General features: G+C 68.0%; 14 protein-coding genes. 4 read left to right on the forward strand and 10 right to left on the reverse strand.

All coding sequences use genetic code 11. From position 1 onward, the window contains the following. The first annotated feature begins 1 nt into the window (after nucleotide 1). Together ACYVD0_RS20890 and ACYVD0_RS20895 are read left to right on the forward strand one after the other, a co-directional pair. A complete protein-coding gene (locus tag ACYVD0_RS20890; RefSeq protein ID WP_460428579.1) occupies nucleotides 2-1,129 on the forward strand; it encodes an ABC transporter permease in 1,128 nt (375 codons plus the stop codon). Between the two features lie 40 nt (nucleotides 1,130-1,169). Next, a complete protein-coding gene (locus tag ACYVD0_RS20895; RefSeq protein WP_460428580.1) occupies nucleotides 1,170-1,355 on the forward strand; it encodes a YgdI/YgdR family lipoprotein in 186 nt (61 codons plus the stop codon). Between the two features lie 19 nt (nucleotides 1,356-1,374). Here the strand turns inward: ACYVD0_RS20895 and ACYVD0_RS20900 are convergent, their stop codons facing one another. After that, complete coding sequence (locus ACYVD0_RS20900; RefSeq protein ID WP_460428581.1) at nucleotides 1,375-1,539, reverse strand: hypothetical protein; 165 nt, start codon at nucleotides 1,537-1,539, stop codon at nucleotides 1,375-1,377. 214 nt (nucleotides 1,540-1,753) lie between these two features. Between ACYVD0_RS20900 and ACYVD0_RS20905 the strand changes: the two genes are divergently transcribed. Further along, nucleotides 1,754-2,170, forward strand: a complete 417-nt coding sequence (locus ACYVD0_RS20905; protein ID WP_460428582.1) for an SRPBCC family protein — start codon at nucleotides 1,754-1,756, stop codon at nucleotides 2,168-2,170. Nucleotides 2,171-2,331: 161 nt separating this feature from the next. Here ACYVD0_RS20905 and ACYVD0_RS20910 read toward each other — a convergent pair whose 3' ends face one another. After that, entirely contained in the window at nucleotides 2,332-3,234 is a 903-nt protein-coding gene (locus tag ACYVD0_RS20910; protein ID WP_460428583.1) for a LysR family transcriptional regulator, read from the reverse strand. A gap of 238 nt (nucleotides 3,235-3,472) precedes the next feature. Here ACYVD0_RS20910 and ACYVD0_RS20915 point away from each other — a divergent pair, with 238 nt between their 5' ends. Beyond that, nucleotides 3,473-5,095 (forward strand): glycoside hydrolase family 32 protein, encoded by a 1,623-nt coding sequence (locus ACYVD0_RS20915; protein ID WP_460428584.1) that lies wholly within the window; start codon nucleotides 3,473-3,475, stop codon nucleotides 5,093-5,095. Between the two features lie 44 nt (nucleotides 5,096-5,139). Here the strand turns inward: ACYVD0_RS20915 and ACYVD0_RS20920 are convergent, their stop codons facing one another. The 8 genes from ACYVD0_RS20920 to bktB all read right to left on the reverse strand — a co-directional run bounded on the left by ACYVD0_RS20920 (nucleotide 5,140) and on the right by bktB (nucleotide 17,593). After that, nucleotides 5,140-6,636, reverse strand: coding sequence for an acetyl-CoA hydrolase/transferase family protein (locus ACYVD0_RS20920; RefSeq protein WP_460428585.1), 1,497 nt, complete (start codon nucleotides 6,634-6,636; stop codon nucleotides 5,140-5,142). Nucleotides 6,637-6,988: 352 nt separating this feature from the next. After that, the gene (locus tag ACYVD0_RS20925; RefSeq protein WP_460428586.1) at nucleotides 6,989-8,485 is read right to left on the reverse strand and encodes a succinate CoA transferase; all 1,497 of its coding nucleotides are present in this window, start codon (nucleotides 8,483-8,485) and stop codon (nucleotides 6,989-6,991) included. Nucleotides 8,486-8,589: 104 nt separating this feature from the next. After that, nucleotides 8,590-10,239 carry an electron transfer flavoprotein-ubiquinone oxidoreductase gene (locus tag ACYVD0_RS20930; protein WP_460428587.1) on the reverse strand — a complete coding sequence of 550 codons (1,650 nt, stop codon included), beginning with the start codon at nucleotides 10,237-10,239 and terminating at the stop codon, nucleotides 8,590-8,592. 135 nt (nucleotides 10,240-10,374) lie between these two features. Beyond that, the gene (locus ACYVD0_RS20935) at nucleotides 10,375-11,304 is read right to left on the reverse strand and encodes an electron transfer flavoprotein subunit alpha/FixB family protein (RefSeq protein ID WP_460428588.1); all 930 of its coding nucleotides are present in this window, start codon (nucleotides 11,302-11,304) and stop codon (nucleotides 10,375-10,377) included. After that, nucleotides 11,304-12,053: an electron transfer flavoprotein subunit beta/FixA family protein gene (locus ACYVD0_RS20940; protein WP_460428589.1), complete on the reverse strand. Its 750-nt coding sequence runs from the start codon at nucleotides 12,051-12,053 to the stop codon at nucleotides 11,304-11,306. Before ACYVD0_RS20940 ends, ACYVD0_RS20935 begins: the two co-directional genes overlap by 1 nt. A 101-nt stretch (nucleotides 12,054-12,154) precedes the next feature. Next, nucleotides 12,155-13,933, reverse strand: coding sequence for an acyl-CoA dehydrogenase (locus tag ACYVD0_RS20945; protein ID WP_460428590.1), 1,779 nt, complete (start codon nucleotides 13,931-13,933; stop codon nucleotides 12,155-12,157). Between the two features lie 117 nt (nucleotides 13,934-14,050). Further along, nucleotides 14,051-16,192: a fatty acid oxidation complex subunit alpha FadB gene (gene fadB / locus ACYVD0_RS20950; RefSeq protein WP_460428591.1), complete on the reverse strand. Its 2,142-nt coding sequence runs from the start codon at nucleotides 16,190-16,192 to the stop codon at nucleotides 14,051-14,053. Between the two features lie 210 nt (nucleotides 16,193-16,402). Continuing rightward, nucleotides 16,403-17,593, reverse strand: a complete 1,191-nt coding sequence (bktB, locus tag ACYVD0_RS20955; protein WP_460428592.1) for a beta-ketothiolase BktB — start codon at nucleotides 17,591-17,593, stop codon at nucleotides 16,403-16,405. Nucleotides 17,594-17,628 lie beyond the last annotated feature (35 nt).

The raw sequence follows: 17,628 nt of genomic DNA on the forward strand, positions 1-17,628 counted from the left end.
CATGCGCAGGCTCGCCCGCAAACTCTCCAACATCCTGCAGCTCGGCCTCAAGGAATTGCGCAGCCTGTACCGCGACCCGGCGCTGCTGCTGCTGATCCTCTACTCCTTCACCATGGGCGTGTATTCCAGCGCCACCAGCCTGCCGGAAACCCCCTACCGCGCCACCCTGGCGGTGGTCGACGAGGATCGCTCGCAGGCCTCCCACCGCATCGTCGACGCTTTCCAGGCACCCTACTTCCTGCCGCCGCAGTACATCGACACTGCCGCGATGGACAGCGGCATGGACGCCGGGCTCTACACCTTCACCCTGAACATCCCGCCGAAATTCCAGCAGGACCTGCTGGCCGGACGCACCCCGACCATCCAGCTCAACGTCGATGCCACCCAGGTCAGCCAGGCCTTCACCGGCGCCGGGCACATCCAGCGAATCATCACCGAGGAGGTCGCCGAGTTCGTCCGGCGCTACCGCAGCGTGGAGATCCCGGCGGTGGAGGCGGTGGTGCGCATGGAATACAACCCCAACCTGGTGAGCGCCTGGTTCGGCGCGCTGAACGAGGTGGCCAACCAGATCACCATGCTGGCGATCATCCTCACCGGCGCGGCGCTGATTCGCGAGCGCGAGCACGGTACCATCGAGCACCTGCTGGCGATGCCGGTCACCCCGCTGGAGATCATGCTGGCCAAAGTCTGGTCCATGGGCGTGGTGGTGCTGGCCGCCGCGATCCTATCCCTGCGCCTGATCGTCGAGGAGTGGTTGGAGGTTCCGCTGCAGGGCTCGATGACGCTGTTTCTCGCCGGCACCGTGCTGCACCTGTTCGCCGTCACCTCGATGGGCATCTTCTTCGGCACCGTGGCCCGCTCCATGCCGCAGCTGGGTCTGCTGATCATCCTCACGCTGATGCCGCTGCAGATCCTCTCCGGCGGCAGAACCCCGCGGGAGAGCATGCCCGAGACGGTGCAGGACATCATGCTGGTCGCCCCCACCACCCACTTCATCAAGCTGGCCCAGGCCATACTTTTCCGTGGCGCGGAGTTGGCCATCGTCTGGCCGTCGCTGCTGGCGATCGCGCTGATCGGCGGCCTGTTCTTCGTCGGCGCCCTGGCTCGCCTGCGCAAGTCGCTGCAGTAGCGGACAACAGTCCGCCCACGGCTTCGGACGGCATTCATGAGTGGACTGGAACCAGGACAGCAACTCCACCGGGGGCTCCGGCACCCTCAAGGACAGCCGCGAACTCCAAGCCGTGGATAGCCCGGAGTACGATGCGGAAACCGGCTTCTACGAGCTCGAGCGCTTCGACGGCAGCCGAGTGCGGGTCAACAAGGACGACGTCCTGACCATCCGCGACATGAAGTGAATCCGCTCACCTTCGGCTCTCAGCCGAAGGTGAGGTACATCTTGTAGGCCACGGTCGACAGCATGCACAGCCAGCCGAAGGCGATCAGCGCGACGCCCCAGCCCTGCGCGCGATTGGCGAAGCCGACTCCGAGCAGCAGGAAACCTCCTGCGATCACGAGCAACATGATTTCGAGTGAAGTCATCGGATCATCCTGTTCCGGTAGTGGACACTCCGGCGGCAGGGCCCGCCGGATGGCCGCAGACTAATTCCAGCGCCCGGCAAAACCCAAGGAAATTCCCGCCACGGCCCAGGGTCTGAAGGCGGCCCTCCGCTGCGGCCCGGTTTCCTCGCCGGCTCGTCGCGGCGATACTGCCGGCGCAGGAAAACCTCCAGCGAATCACCAAGGAACCGAAAAAATGATCGAAGTAAGCGTTTCCGTAAGCATTGCCCGTCCGGCCGAACAGATCTGGTCGATCCTCGGCGGGTTCGATCTCCTGCCATGCTGGGTCGAGTCGATCGCCAGCAGCCGGCTCGACGACGGCGGTCGCCTGCGCCGCCTGGAGACGGTCGACGGCGAGATCATCGTCGAACGCCTGCTGGAATTCAGCGACAGCGAGTTGCAGTACAGCTATGCGCTGCTCGAGAGTCCCTTCCCGGTGTCCGAGTATGTCGGGCAGATGGCGGTCCGGGACAATGGTGCCGCTGGCGCGCAGGCGACCTGGTCCAGCCGCTTTCGCAGCGAAGGCGTCGACGAGGCCGAGATCGCCGCAAACTTCGAGAACTTCTATCGCGCCGGGCTGGAACGGCTGAAGGCGCTGGTCGAGGGGCGTTAGTGGCCTGTTTGGTCAGTTCGATCAGTCAATTTCGGCGCCCGAGGCCCCGATACCGAGTTGCCGCTCCTTGCCATAGCCTTGCTGCGACTCGTCGCGCCGCCTTGTCTCGGAGCTCCGGTCATCCGAACTCGAGTTAACCAACCGCACAGGCCACTAGCCGGTCACGGGCGCTTCATGAACGCCTGCAGGCGCGGGACCATGAAGTCGAGGAACACCTGCACCCGCTGGGGCACGTGCCGCCCGCCCGGGTAGAGCGCATGGACCTCCTCGCAGTCATGGCCGCTCTCGGCGAGCACCTCCACCAGCCGCCCGGCGGCGATGTCGCGGTCGATGTGGAAGTCGGCCAGCCGGGCGATGCCGGCCCCGGCGATGGCCAGGCGGCGAACCGTTTCACCATTGTTGGCCAGCAGGTTGCCGCGCACCATGCGGTCGACGATGCGCCCGCCCTGGCGCAGCGGCCAGACCGGGCTGACGCGGCGGAAATTGAAACCCAGGCAGTTGTGCCGGTCGAGGTCCTCGATGCCGGCCGGCACGCCGTGCCTTTCCAGATAGGCCGGGGCGGCGACCATCCGCCGCCGGGCAACGCCGATCCTCCGCGCGCGCAGTGTCGAGTCGCTCAGCGCACCGATGCGGAAGGCGATGTCGGTGCGTTCCAGATAGAGATCGACGAGGTCGTCGGACAGCGACAGGTCCACCAGGATGTCCGGATGGGCCTCCCAGAAGGCCGGCAGCAGCGGCTCGATTCCCCAGATGCCGAAGCCCACCGAGGCATTCACCCGCACGGTACCGCGGGCGTGGCGCGCGCCCTTGGCGAGCGCCTGCTCGATGTCGTCGAGCTCGGTGAGGAGTGCCTGGCTACGCTCGTAGTAGAGGCGGCCCTCGTCGGTCAGCGCCAGCCGGCGGGTGGAGCGCTCGAGCAGACGCACCCCGAGCCGCTGCTCGATGCGCAGGACAAGCTTGCTGATGGTCGACGGGCTGGCCAGCAACTGGCGCGCGGCCTCGGAAAAGCTGCCGGTATCCACTACCCGGACGAATATCTGCATCTCGCCGGCCCGGTTGTCCATGGCTTCCTCTCTCGCTCGACCGCTTGACGGGCTGCGAAACGGTATCACAAATCGGCCAAAGGTCCCGGCTGCGAAGGCGGCGGCCTGGATTGAGCCTGGAATAGGAAGGGTAGCCACGCCGCAATGATCGCTTGATGCCACCCCGCTCATGGGGTACAAAAGTATCCTTGTAAATCAATCAGTTATGCATGACCTCAATGCATGAAGCCCAGTCGATGGAGCGAAAGGAGCATTCCCCATGATCTTCAAGCGATTCCGACCCACCGTGCCCCGAGGATGGCTGCGCATCGTCGTGGCAGCCGTCGCAACCATGCTCACCGCCGGCATCGCCCCACTCGTTGCCGCTGAAGAGAGCGACTCCGTCGTCGCCTCACAGGTGAGCGCCGAGGGGCTCGGCGAACTGCGCCCCGAGGTGCATCTGACGCCAGCGAGCGGCTGGATGAACGATCCGCAGCGGCCATTTTTCCTCGATGGTCGCTGGCACCTGTACTACCTCTACAATGAGGATTACCCGAACGGGAACGGTACCGAGTGGTACCATGTCACCTCGACCGACCTGGTGCACTGGTTCGATGAGAGTGTGGCGATCCACAAGTACACGCGCGGCGATGGCGACATCCAGTCCGGCAGTGCTGTCATCGACGTGAACGACACGGCCGGGTTCGGTGCCGGCGCGATCGTTGTCGTCGCGACACAGCAACTGGATGCCGTGCAGACTCAGTCGCTGTTCTACTCCACCGACGGCGGCTACACCTTCGAGCAGTATGAAGGCAACCCCATCATGCGCAATCCGGCGGGCGGCGGGGACTTTCGCGACCCGAAAATCACCTGGGACGCGGAGCATTCGCGCTGGCTGATGCTCATCTCCGAGCCGCACAAGATCGGTTTCTACACCTCCGCGAACCTGAAGGAATGGACCTACCTGTCGGGGTTCGAGCGCGACGACCTGGGCATCATGGAGTGCCCGGAGCTGTTTCGCATGTCGATCGAGGGCGACCCGTCGCGCACGACCTGGGTGCTGGCGACCGGCGCGAACGGCTTCAACTACGGCATGAATTCCGGGTATGCCTACTGGACCGGAGAGTGGGACGGAACGAATTTCCACCCCGATCAGGCCGAACCCCAGTGGCTCGACAACGGGTCGGACTTCTACGCCGCCGTCACCTGGACCGATCCACGGCAGACCGCCGAAGAGCAACTGCGTACCCGGTACGCCGTCGGCTGGGCGAACAACTGGGACTATGCCCGCCGGCTTCCCGCCGGCGAATGGGGCGGCAGCCACCTTTCGCTCGTGCGCGAGCTGCACCTGAAGAACATCGACGGCCGGCTCACGCTCAGCTCGCGCCCGATCGACACGATCGGCACGCTCGAGGGCGAACAGGCCCGCATCGAGCAGTTGCAGATCGGCCATGGCGAGACCTGGGAGGTGCCGCAGCCAACGAGTGCCGCGTACCGGTTGCGCGCCTCGATTGCTCAGGATCCGCTCCAGCCGGCCCGGGAGGTGCGATTGAAGCTCAAGACCGACGGCACGCACTTCACGACCATTGGCTACGACTTCACCACTGAAACGGCATTCATCGTCCGCGACCACGATGCGATCGCCGACCAACTGACCGAGGTGTACCAGCACGGGCGCACGATTCGCGTCCGGCCACGGGATGGCGCCGTCGATCTCGACGACATCGTCGACCGCACTTCGGTCGAAATGTTCGTGAACGGCGACGAGCACGCGCTGAGCGCGGTCGTGTACGGCGCGAACGATGCGAACGGCATCACCGCCGAGGCGTTCGACGGGCTCGCCGTCATCCGCTCGATGAGCGTCGCCCCGCTCGCGCCCGCCTCGCCGGTGCGCCGGAACTGAGCGGGCCGGCAGCCGGCCCGCTCAGTTCCGGCGGACCTGCATCTTCAAGCGGTCGTCAGCATGTGGCCGCGTCGCTCCTGGTTGATGTGCCAGGACAGGGCTTCCTCCAGCACGTGCGGGGTCTGGCCGCCGCGGGCGCAGGCGCGTGCGAAGTAGTCCTCCAGCGCCGCGCGGTAGTCCGGGTGCACGCAGTTGTCGATGATCGCCCGCGCCCGCTCGCGCGGTGCCAGGCCGCGCAAGTCGGCCAGGCCCTGCTCGGTGACCAGGATGTCGACGTCATGCTCGGTGTGGTCGACGTGGCTGACCATCGGCACCACGCTGGAGATGGCCCCGTCCTTGGCGATCGACTTGGTGACGAAGATCGCCAACTGGGCGTTGCGGGCGAAGTCGCCGGAGCCGCCGATGCCGTTCATCATCCGCGTGCCGCCGACGTGGGTGGAGTTGACGTTGCCGTAGATGTCGAACTCCAGGGCGGTGTTGATGCCGATGATGCCGAGGCGGCGGGCCACTTCCGGGTGGTTGGAGATTTCCTGCGGGCGCAGCACCAGGCGTGCCTTGTAGCGCTCGAAGTCGCCGAACACCTGGGCGCCGCGGGCCGCGGAGAGAACGATCGAGCTGCCCGAGGCGAAGTCCAGCTTGCCGGCGTCGAACAACTCGAAGGTGGAGTCCTGCAGCACCTCCGAGTACATGCTGAGGTTCTCGAAGGGCGCATCGACCAGGCCGGCCATCACCGCGTTGGCGATGGAGCCGACGCCGACCTGCAGCGGCCCCAGGTTGCGCGGCAGGCGTCCCGCTTCCACCTCGTTGGCGAAGAAGCCGATCAGGTGGTCGGCGATCGCCTGGGTCTCCCCGTCCGCCGGCAGCACGTTGGACGGCGAGTCGCTGTACTCGCTGATGACGATGGCGGCGATCCGCGCCGGATCGATCGGGATCGCCGTGGCACCGATGCGCTGGTCCGGGCGCACCAGCGGAATCGGCGAGCGCTCCGGACGCTCCGGCGGGATGTAGATGTCGTGCAGCCCTTCCAGGTTGGTGCCGTAGCGCAGGCTGATCTCGACGATCACCTGGTCGGCGAACAGCGCCAGGTTGGCCGAGTTGCCCACCGAGGCGGTCGGCACGATATGGCCGTCCTCGGTGATCGCCACCGCCTCGACCACGGTGACGTCCGGCCGCTTGAGCTGATTGCTGCGCATCTGCTCGACGGTTTCGGAGAGGTGCTGGTCGATGAACATGACCTTGCCCTCGTTGATCGCCTTGCGCAGGGCCGGGTCGGCCTGGAACGGCATGCGCCGGGCCAGCAGGCCGGCCTCGGCCATCAGCTTGTCGAGGCCGTTGCCGATGCTGGCGCCGGTGATCAGGCTGATGCTCAGGGGCTCGTGGCTGGTGCGCTCGACCAGGGCGAAGGGCACGGCCTTGGCGTCGCCGGCGCAGGCGAAACCGCTCATGCCGACAGTCATGCCATCCTTGATCAGGGAAGCGGCTTCGGCTGCGCTCATGACCTTGTCATGCAGGGAAGCCAAGCGGATACGCTCGGAGTACATGCGGGGAAACCTCGAACATTGTAGTTATTAGTAGAGAGGAATGCGGGTGAACTACTTACCGTCGCTGGGGCTTATACAAAGTTTCGCCCCCCCTCCCCACTAGACCAAAGCATGAAGGGGCCACCGGCCAGTCAGGAACGGGCCTGCCCGCCTTCTCGACCGCCGCCATGCCGCGAAAGACGCCGGCACTGTCATGCCTCTTGCACGGCAGATCGGCGCCACGGGCCGCGGCGACAAAAAAAAGCCGGACCGGGAAGGCTCCCGATCCGGCCAAGGCACCGACGTCGAGCGCAGCCTGGAGGGATCCACGGGCTGCGGCCGGGTCGGTATTGCGAGGAAAGTCTTGCCCGGCTCAGCCGGCCTTCAGCATGTGGCCGCGCTCCTCCAGGTTGAGGTGCCAGGACAGCGCCTCGCCCAACAGGTGCGGGGTCTGCCCGCCGCGGGCGCAGGCGCGCGCGAAGTAGTCGTTCAGCGCCGCGCGGTAGTCCGGGTGCACGCAGTTGTCGATGATCGCCCGGGCCCGCTCGCGCGGCGCCAGGCCGCGCAGGTCGGCCAGGCCCTGCTCGGTGACCAGGATGTCGACGTCGTGCTCGGTGTGGTCGACGTGGCCGACCATCGGCACCACGCTGGAAATGGCGCCATCCTTGGCGATCGACTTGGTGACGAAGATCGAGGTGTGCGCGCTGCGGGCGAAGTCGCCGGAGCCGCCGATGCCGTTCATCATCCGCGTGCCGCCGACGTGGGTGGAGTTGACGTTGCCGTAGATGTCGAACTCCAGGGCGGTGTTGATGCCGATGATGCCGAGCCGGCGCGACACTTCCGGATGGTTGGAGATTTCCTGCGGACGCAGCACCAGACGCTCCTTGTAGCGCTCGAAGTCGCCGAACACCTGGGCGCCGCGGGCCGCCGACAACACGATGGCGCTGCCTGAGGCGAAGTCCAGCTTGCCGGCGTCGAACAGCTCGAAGGTGGAGTCCTGGAGCACTTCGGAGTACATGCAGAGGTTCTCGAAGGGCGCATCGATCAGGCCGGCCATCACCGCATTGGCGATGGAGCCGACGCCGACCTGCAGCGGCCCCAGGTTGCGCGGCAGGCGCCCGGCTTCCACCTCGCTGGCGAAGAAGCCGATCAGGTGGTCGGCGATCGCCTGGGTCTCCGCGTCCGCCGGCTGCACCGTGGACGGCGAGTCGCTGTAGTCGCTGATGACGATGGCGGCGATCCGCGCCGGGTCGATCGGGATCGCCGTGGCGCCGATGCGCTGGTCCGGCCGCACCAGCGGAATCGGCAGGCGCCCCGGGCGGTCGGCGGGGATGTAGATGTCGTGCAGGCCTTCCAGGTTGGCGCCGTAGCGCAGGCTGATCTCGACGATCACCCGCTCGGCGAACAGCGCCAGGCTGGCCGAGTTGCCCACCGAGGCGGTCGGCACGATATGGCCTTCCTCGGTGATCGCCACCGCCTCGATCACCGCCACGTCCGGCCGCTTGAGCTGGTGGCTGCGCATCTGCTCGACGGTCTCGGAGAGGTGCTGGTCGACGAACATGACCTGGCCGGCGTTGATCGCCTTGCGCAGGGTCGCGTCGGCCTGGAACGGCATGCGCCGGGCCAGCGCGCCGGACTCGGCCAAGAGCCGGTCGAGGCCATTGCCGATGCTGGCGCCGGTGACCAGGCTGATGCGCACGGGTTCGCGGCTGGCGCGCTCGGCCAGGGCGAAAGGCACGGCCTTGGCGTCGCCGGCGCAGCCGAAGCCGCTGATGCCGACGGTCATGCCGTCCTCGATCAGGGCTACCGCCGCGGCGGCATCGACGATCCGGTCATGCAGGGAAGCCAGGCGAATACGCTCGGAATACATGGGAAACCTCGAAGGATTGTAATTATTCGAAGGGAGGGCCTTGGCCGTACCGGGTGCACCCCGGACGGCCTTGTGGAAACGATCATGCACGCCGGCGAGGCGCCCTACATGTTCGGGTAATTGGGTCCGCCGCCTCCCTCGGGCGCCACCCAGACGATGTTCTGCGACGGGTCCTTGATGTCGCAGGTCTTGCAGTGCAGGCAGTTCTGCGCATTGATCTGCAGACGCGGCTCGCCCTGCTCCGCCCCCAGCACCTCGTACACCCCGGCCGGGCAGTAGCGCTGCGCCGGCTCGGCGTAGCGCGGCAGGTTCTCGCGCAGCGGCAGCGCGCCGTCCTTGAGAACCAGATGGCAGGGCTGGTTCTCTTCGTGATTGGTGTTGGAGAGGAACACCGAAGCGGGCTTGTCGAAGCTCAGCACACCGTCCGGCTTCGGATAGACGATGGGCGAGCAGTCCGCCGCGGGGCGCAGCCGGGCATGGTCGGCCTCGCGGTCGTGCAGGGTGATCGGCAGCCGCCCGCCGAGGAGGTTCTGCTCGACGAAGTTGAAGGCGCCGCCGGCCAGCGGCCCGAGCCGGTGCAGCGCCGGGCCGAAGTTGCGCGAGCGGTACAGCTCCTCGTGCAGCCAGGAAGCCTCGAAGGCGGCCTTCCAGCGCGGTGCCCAGGCGCTGTCCGCCAGTTCCTCGGTCAGTGCGGCGAATACCGTCTCTGCCGCCAGCAGCCCCGACTTCATCGCCGTGTGGCTGCCCTTGATCTTGGCCACGTTCAGGGTGCCGGCGTCGCAGCCGAGCAACAGGCCGCCGGGGAAGGCCATCTCCGGCAGGGCATTGAAGCCGCCCTTGGCGATGGCCCGCGCGCCGTAGGACACCCGCTTGCCGCCGTCCAGGTACTGCTTCAGCACCGGGTGGTGCTTGAGCCGCTGGAACTCGTCGAAGGGGCTGAGCCAGGGGTTGGCGTAGTTCAGGTCGACGATCAGGCCGACCACGACCTGGTGGTTCTCCGCGTGGTAGAGGAAGAAGCCGCCGCCGGTGTCGCGCTCCAGCGGCCAGCCGGCGCCGTGGATCACCAGCCCGGGCCGGTGGCGGGCCGGGTCGATGTCCCACAGCTCCTTGATGCCGAGGCCGTAGTGCTGCGGGTCGGCGTTACGGGCCAGGTCGAAGCGCTCGGCGAACTGCTTGCCCAGATGGCCCCGGCAGCCCTCGGCGAACAGGGTGTAGCGGGCGTGCAGTTCCATGCCCGGCATGAAGCCGTCCTTGGCCGAGCCGTCGGCGGCCACGCCCATGTCGCCGGTGGCCACGCCCTTGACCCGGCCGTTCTCGTCGTAGAGCACTTCCGCGGCGGCGAAGCCCGGGAAGACCTGCACGCCCAGCGCCTCGGCCTGCTCGCCCAGCCAGCGCACCAGGTTGCCGAGGCTGACGATGTGGTTGCCGGCGTTGTGCAGGCTTTTCGGCAGCAGCGCGTCGGGCAGCTTCACGGCCTGCTCGGCGTTCTTCAGCAGGTAGACTTCATCCGCGCTGACCGGCGTGTGCAGCGGGGCGCCAAGTGCCTTCCAGTCGGGAAACAGCTCGTCGAGGGCGCGGGACTCGAACACCGCGCCGGAGAGGATGTGCGCCCCCACCTCGGAGCCCTTCTCCACCACGCAGACCTCCAGCGGCCGGCTCTGCTCGGCTGCCAGCTGCATCAACCGGCAGGCGGCGGACAGTCCCGCCGGACCGGCGCCGACGATGAGCACATCGAATTCCATGGATTCGCGCATGGCACGTTCCTCCACATCAAAGGCCAAAAGGCTTGTTGTTGTCGTGGTAGGGCGGGTGAAACCCGCCGGACATGGCGCGGAGTCGCACCGGAGTCGGCGGGTTGCACCCGCCCTACACTTCCACCCCGAGCGGATTCAGAGGGCCTTTTCCAGCTCGGGCACCGCCTCGAACAGATCCGCCACCAGCCCGTAGTCGGCGACCTGGAAGATCGGCGCCTCGGCATCCTTGTTGATCGCCACGATCACCTTGGAGTCCTTCATCCCGGCCAGATGCTGGATGGCCCCGGAGATGCCCACGGCGATGTACAGCTCAGGTGCGACGATCTTGCCGGTCTGCCCGACCTGCCGGTCGTTGGCGACGAAGCCGGCGTCCACCGCCGCCCGCGAGGCGCCGACCGCGGCCCCCAGCTTGTCGGCCAGCTTCTCCAGCAGGGCGAAGTTCTCGCCGCTGCCCAGCCCTCGGCCACCCGACACCACAATGCGCGCGCTGCCCAGGTCCGGGCGGTCGGAAATCGCCAGTTCCTCGCCGATAAAGCGCGCGGTGCCGGCGTCGTGCGCGGCGTCGAGGCTCTCGGTAGCGGCGCTGCCGCCCTCGGCCGGCACGGGGTCGAAGGCGCTGGCGCGCACCGTGGCGACGACCACCGGGTCCAGCGACTGCACGGTGGCGATGGCATTGCCGGCATAGATCGGCCGGCGGAAGGTGTTCGGCGAGACGACGCCGACGATGTCGGAGAGCTGGGCCACGTCGAGCAACGCGGCGACCCGCGGCATCAGGTTCTTGCCCGCCGAGCCGGCGGGCGCGAGGAGGTGCGAATAGTTTTTCCCCAGCCCGGCGACCAGCCGGGAGAGGTTTTCCGCCAGCTGGTGCTCGTAGGCGGCGGCATCTGCCACCAGCACCCGGCTCACGCCGGGCACTGCAGCGGCCTGGGCGGCGACGGTCCCGCAGGCCAGGCCGGCCACCAGCAGATGCACTTCATCGCCCAGCTGCGCCGCGGCGCCCAAGGTGTTCAGGGTGGCGCCCTTGAGGGTGCGGTTGTCGTGTTCGGCAATGACAAGAATGGCCATCAGATCACCTTCGCTTCGTTCTTCAGTTTTTCCACCAGCTCGCCCACGCTGCCGACCTTGGTCCCGCCCTGGCGCTCGGCGGGCGCCTCGACCTTGAGCAGGCGGGTATGGGCCTTCGGCGCCACGCCGAGTTCGGCGGGCGTCTTCACTTCCAGCGGCTTCTTCTTCGCCTTCATGATGTTGGGCAGCGAGGCGTAGCGCGGCTCGTTCAGGCGCAAGTCAGTGGTGACAATGGCCGGCAGGGCGAGGGACAGCGTCTGCAGGCCGCCGTCGATCTCGCGGGTGACCCTGAGGCGGCCCTCCTCCAGGGCGAGTGCCGAGGCGAAGGTGGCCTGCGGCCAGTCCAGCAGGGCGGCGAGCATCTGCCCGGTCTGGTTGTTGTCACCGTCGATGGACTGCTTGCCGAGAATGACCAGGTCGGGCTTCTCCGCCGCGACCACGGCGGTGAGCAGCTTGGCCACCACCAGGGATTCGGGCGGCTCGGCGGTGTCGATCTGGATGCCACGGTCGGCGCCCAGGGCCAGGGCGGTGCGGATCTGCTCCTGGCAGGCCGCCGGGCCGACCGAGACGGCGACGATCTCCGTCGCGATGCCGGCTTCCTTGAGGCGCACGGCCGCCTCCACGGCGATCTCGCAGAAGGGGTTCATGGCCATCTTGACGTTGGCCAGATCGACGTCGCTGTGGTCGGGCTTCACGCGCACCTTGACGTTGTAGTCGATCACCCGTTTGACGGTTACCAGTATTTTCATTACGCAAGTCCCAGGCTGGGGGCAGCATCCCGGAGGGCCGCCCGCTCTTGTTGTTGGTTTTTACCGGCACCCCGGCGGGGTGCCATTGCAGAAACGCGGAATCAGAACTGCTCGTCGGCCAGCGCCATGATGCTGCCGCTGCCGGCCCTGATCGCCGCCAGCAGGGCCTGGGTGCGCGGCAGCAGTTGCTCGCAATAGAAGCGCGCGGTGACCAGCTTGCTCTCGAGGAACGCGCGGTCGCCGTCACCGGCCTCCAGCAGCGCCTGGGCGCGCAGCGCCGAACGGGCCATCAGCCAGCCGCCGCACAGGTAGCCGGACAGCATCAGGAAGTTCACGCTGACGCTGCCGGCCAGCGCCGCATCGGCCTCGGCGCCTTCCAGCAGCAGGCGGCGCGCCTCGCGGCCGGCGGCCAGGGCCTCGCCGAGCGCCCGGGCCTGGGCGGCGAAGGGACCGGTGCACTCCAGCCGAGCGACGGTTTCGCCGATCTCGTCGAGCAGGCCGCCGAGCAGCTCGCCCTTGTTCAAGAGGGTCTTGCGCCCCACCAGGTCGAGCGCCTGGATGCCGGTGGTGCCCTCGTAGATGGTCAGGATGCGCGCATCGCGGTAGTGACGGGCGGCGCCGGTCTCCTCGATGAAGCCCATGCCGCCGTGGATCTGCACGCCTAGGGAGGTGACCTCCTGGGCCAGTTCGGTCAGCCAGCCCTTGACGATCGGCGTCAGCAGGTCCACGCGCCCCTGGTGGCGCGCCGCGGCGTCCGCATCGGGCGCATGGGCGGCGCGGTCGACCTCGGCGGCGGTGACCAGCGCCAGAGCGCGCATCGCCTCGATGGAGGCCTTCATCTGCAGCAGCATGCGGCGCACGTCGGGGAACTCGATGATCGGGAAGCGGCTGCCGTCCTTGCGGGTACCCTGCAGGCGCTCCCTGGCGTACTGGCGGGCCTGCTGGTAGGCGCGCTCGGAAATCGACAGGCCCTGCAGGCCGACGCTCTGGCGGGCGTGGTTCATCATGGTGAACATGCAGGCCAGGCCCTTGTGCGGCTCGCCGACCAGGTAGCCGACCGCGCCTTCGGTGTCGCCGAAGCTCATCACGCAGGTCGGGCTGCCGTGGATGCCCAGCTTGTGCTCCAGGGCGACGCACTGGGCGTCGTTGCGCGCGCCCGGCCTGCCCTGGGCGTCGAGCAGGAACTTGGGCACGATGAACAGCGAGATGCCCTTGACCCCGGCGGGGGCGTCCGGCAGCCGCGCCAGCACCAGATGGACGACGTTGTCGGTCATCTGGTGGTCGCCCCAGGTGATGAAGATCTTCTGCCCGCTGATCAGGTAGTGGTCGCCGTTGGGCACGGCCCTGGCCTTGATCGCCGCCAGGTCCGAGCCGGCGTCCGGCTCGGTGAGGTTCATGGTGCCGGTCCACTCGCCGCTGACCAGCTTGGGCAGGTAGGCGGCCTGCAGCTCGGCCGAGCCGTGGTGGGCGAGGGCCTCGATGGCCCCCTGGGTGAGCATCGGGCAGAGGGCGAAGGCCATGTTCGCCGAGTGCCAGATCTCGTTGACGGCGGTGCCCACCACGTTCGGCAGGTTCTGCCCGCCCCAGGCCTCGGCGGCGGTCAGCGACGGCCAGCCGCTCTCCACGAACTGGCCGTAGGCGCCGGCGAAGCCGGGGGTCTCCTCGACGCCCCGCTCGCCCAGCCGCGCGCCCTGGGTGTCGCCGACGGCATTCAGCGGCGCCAGCACCTCGGAGCCGAGCCGGCCGGCCTCGGCCAGGATGGCGGAAACCAGCTCGCCATTGACGTCGTTCAGGTTGGCCACGGCGCAGAAGCGCTCCAGCTCGACCAGCTCGCCCAGCACGAATTCCGTGTCGCGGTAGGGATGGACATAGTCACTCATTGATTCTTTCCTCTTTTATTGTTCGGTGAGCCGGCGCCCGGCACTTTCGTAGGGTGGGTCAGGCCACAGGCCGTAACCCACCAACGGCAGCGCAGCTGCCGCCATCGACGCAAAGTCTCAGAAGTAGCCCCGGCCTGCGGCCAGGCGGGCGCGGAAATCGTCCGTCAATTGATAGAGCCCGCCATGCCGGGCATGGGCCTCGGCCTTGCGGGCGAAGACCTCCAGGCCCTGGGTGTCGAGGTAGCGCAGGGCGCCGCCGCGAAAGCGCGGGAAGCCGATCCCGAGCAGCAGCCCCATGTCGATCTCCTCGGCCGTCTCGACGATGCCGTCCTCCAGGCAGCGCACCGCCTCCAGGCACAGCGGGATCATCAGCCGGTCGACGATCTCCTCGTCGGAGACCTCGACCCGCTCCGGCACCCGCTCGGCGATCAGCGCGCGGGCGGCCGCCGCCGGCTGCCGGCTGCGCCGGCCGGAAGAGTCCTTGGTGTACTCGTAGAAGCCCTTGCCGTTCTTCTGGCCGAGCGCGCCGCTGGCCAGCAGCGCATCCATGATCGGCTCGCCGTCGTGACCCATGCGCTCGGGGAAACCCTCCTGCAGCACATGGTCGGCGTGGACCATGGTGTCGATGCCGATCACGTCGGCCAGGTAGGCCGGCCCCATCGGCCAGCCGAAGTCCTCCATGACCCGGTCGATCCGCTCGAAGTCGACGCCGTCCTTGAGCAGACGGTTGAAGCCGTTGAAGTAGGGAAAGAGCACGCGGTTGACCAGAAAGCCCGGGCAGTCGCCGACCACGATGGAGGTCTTGCCCATGGCGCTGGCGTAGGCGACGGTGCGGGCGATGGCCGCCTCGCTGGTGCGGCTGCCGCGGATCACCTCCACCAGCGGCATCAGGTGCACCGGGTTGAAGAAGTGCATGCCGCAGAAGGACTCCGGACGCTTGAGGCCCTGCGCCAGCAGATCGATGGAGATGGTCGAGGTGTTGGAGGTCAGTACCGTGGTGGCGGGCACTTGGTCTTCCACCTCGGCCAGCACCGCGGCCTTGACCTTGGGGTTTTCCACCACGGCCTCGACCACCAGATCGACCCCGGCGAAATCCTGGTAGTCCAGCGCCGGCAGGATGTTCTCCAGCACCCGCTGCTTGCCGGCCGCGTCCAGCCGGCCCTTGTCGATCTGCCGGTCCAGCAGCTGTCCGGCGGTCGTGAGGCCCAGCTCGAGGGCCTCGCCGCGAATGTCCTTCATGATGATGGGAGTGCCCATTGAGGCCGACTGGAAGGCCACGCCGCCCCCCATGATGCCGGCACCGAGCACGGCGCTGCGGCGGACCGGCTCGGCCTTGCCGCTCCAGGCCCGGGCCTTCTTCCTGACCAGTTGCTCGCCGAGGAACAGCCCGACCAGGGCGCGGGCGACATCCGACTTCGCCAGGGCCGCGAAGGTGCGCGCCTCGATCTCCAGCGCCTCGTCCAGCGGCAGCATGGCGTGCCGGACGACGGCGTCGAGGATCGCCGCCGGCGCCGGATAATGGGGGTCGAGCTTGCTGCCGTAGTGCCGCTGCAGGCCGGCCAGCCGCCCTCGCGCCTGTGGGGTGTCGCCGAGGGGCTGCTGCTTGCGGATGCGGTTGCCGGTAACCGACAGCTCGCCGCTCACCGCCAGGCGCAGCAGGTTCAGCGCGGAATCACGCAGCTCCCCGGCGGCGACCACCCGGTCGACGGCGCCCAGCTCCAGCGCCCTGGCCGCGGCCTGGGGCTTGCCGGCGAGCATCCAGTCGAGCGCCGCCTCGGCGCCGATCAGCCGGCTCAGGCGCACGGTGCCGCCCCAGCCCGGGCAGAGGCCCAGGGCCACTTCCGGCAGGCCGACCCGGGCGTCCGCCGCCAGGACCCGGAAATCGGCGGCCAGCGCCAGCTCGAAGCCGCCGCCCAGGGCCAGGCCGTTCACCGCGGCCACGGTCGGGAACGGCAGGGCCTCCAGGGCGCCGAACAGCAGCTGCCCCTGGCGAATCCACTCCACCAGCTCGCCTTCGCTGCGGGCGAAGGCCGCGGTGAATTCGGTGATGTCGGCGCCGACGACGAACGCGGGCTTGGCGCTGGAGATCAGCAGGCCCTCGATCTGGTGGCCATGGGTGGCGAGCAGCTGGACGACCTCGGCCAGTTCGTTCAGGGTCAGCCTGTCCAGCTTGTTGACGGAGGAGCCCTGCAGATCGAGGGTCAGCTCGACCAGTCCCGCCTCCAGTGCCCGCAGGCTCATCGCCTTGCCGTTGTACATGCCGTGGTACTCCTTATTGTTTGTGGTTCGGGCCGCGCAGGCCGCACGCGTCCAGACCGTCGCCGCACGGGCAACAGCCGGGTCGGAAGAAGGGGCTTTCTCGTAGGGTGGAAAACCGCGCAGCGTTTTCCACCCCAGGCAGCACAGTTGCCGCTTTCAGCGGAGTCGCGGTCAAAACCGCGCCCATTGGGGCTGGCGCCAACCGCCGTGTCAGGGGCGCTGCAACAGCACCGCGATACCCTGGCCGCCGCCAATGCACAGGCTGACGATGGCGTAGCGGCCCTGGATGCGGGCCAGCTCGTGGATCGCCTTCACTGCCACGATGGCCCCGGTGGCGCCGATCGGATGGCCCAGGGAGATGCCACTGCCGTTGGGGTTGAGGCGCTCGCCCGGCAACTCCAGCTGCTGGGCGACAGCCAGTGCCTGGGCGGCGAAGGCCTCGTTGACCTCGTAGACGTCGATGTCGCCGACGCCCAGGCCGTTGCGTTCGAGCAGCTCGCGAATGGCCGGTACCGGCCCGATGCCCATGATGCTGGGATCGACGCCGACCACCGCATAATCGACCAATCTGGCCATGACCGGCCGGCCTTCGGCTTCGGCCTTGGCGCGCGCCATCAGCACCAGAGCGGCGGCGCCGTCGTTGAGCCCGGAGGCGTTGCCGGCGGTGACCGTGCCGTCCTGCTTGAACACCGGGCGCAGCGACTTGAGGTCGTCGAGGGTGCAGTCGTGGCGAATGTGCTCGTCGGTGTCGAACAGGGTCGTGCCCTTGCGGCTCTTCAGCTCGATCGGCAGGATCTGCCCCTTGAAATGGCCCCGCTCGACGGCCCGCTGGGCGCGGTTGTGGCTCTCGACGGCCAGCGCATCCTGCTGCGCACGGGTGATCCCGTACTTCTCGGCGACGTTCTCCGCGGTCACGCCCATGTGGTAGTGGTTGATCGGGCATTGCAACGCGCCGACCATGGGATCGACGGTCACGCCGTCGCCCATCCGCTGGCCGAAGCGCGCCGTGGGCAGGTGATAGGGGGCGAGACTCATCGACTCGGCGCCGCCGGCCACCGCCGTGTCGCACAGGCCGAGCTGGATCTGCTGGGCCGCACTGATCACCGCCTGCAGGCCGCTGCCGCACAGGCGGTTGACGGTCAGTGCCGGGGTCCGCTCGGACAGGCCGCCGCGCAACGCCGCCACCCGGCTGATGTACATGTCGGCCGATTCGCTGTGGATGACGTTGCCGAACACGCAATGACCGACGCTGGCCGCCTCGATCCCCGCACGCCGTACCGCCTCGGCGACCATCAGGCCGGCCAGTTCGCCGGGCCGGTGGCTCTTCAGGCTGCCACCGTAATCACCGATGGCCGTACGTACCCCGCTCACGATGACCACTTCTTGTACTTGTACACGCATGGATGGGTTTCCTTGGAGATTGCCAAGAACAGACG

The organism is Azotobacter armeniacus, assembly GCF_054779355.1.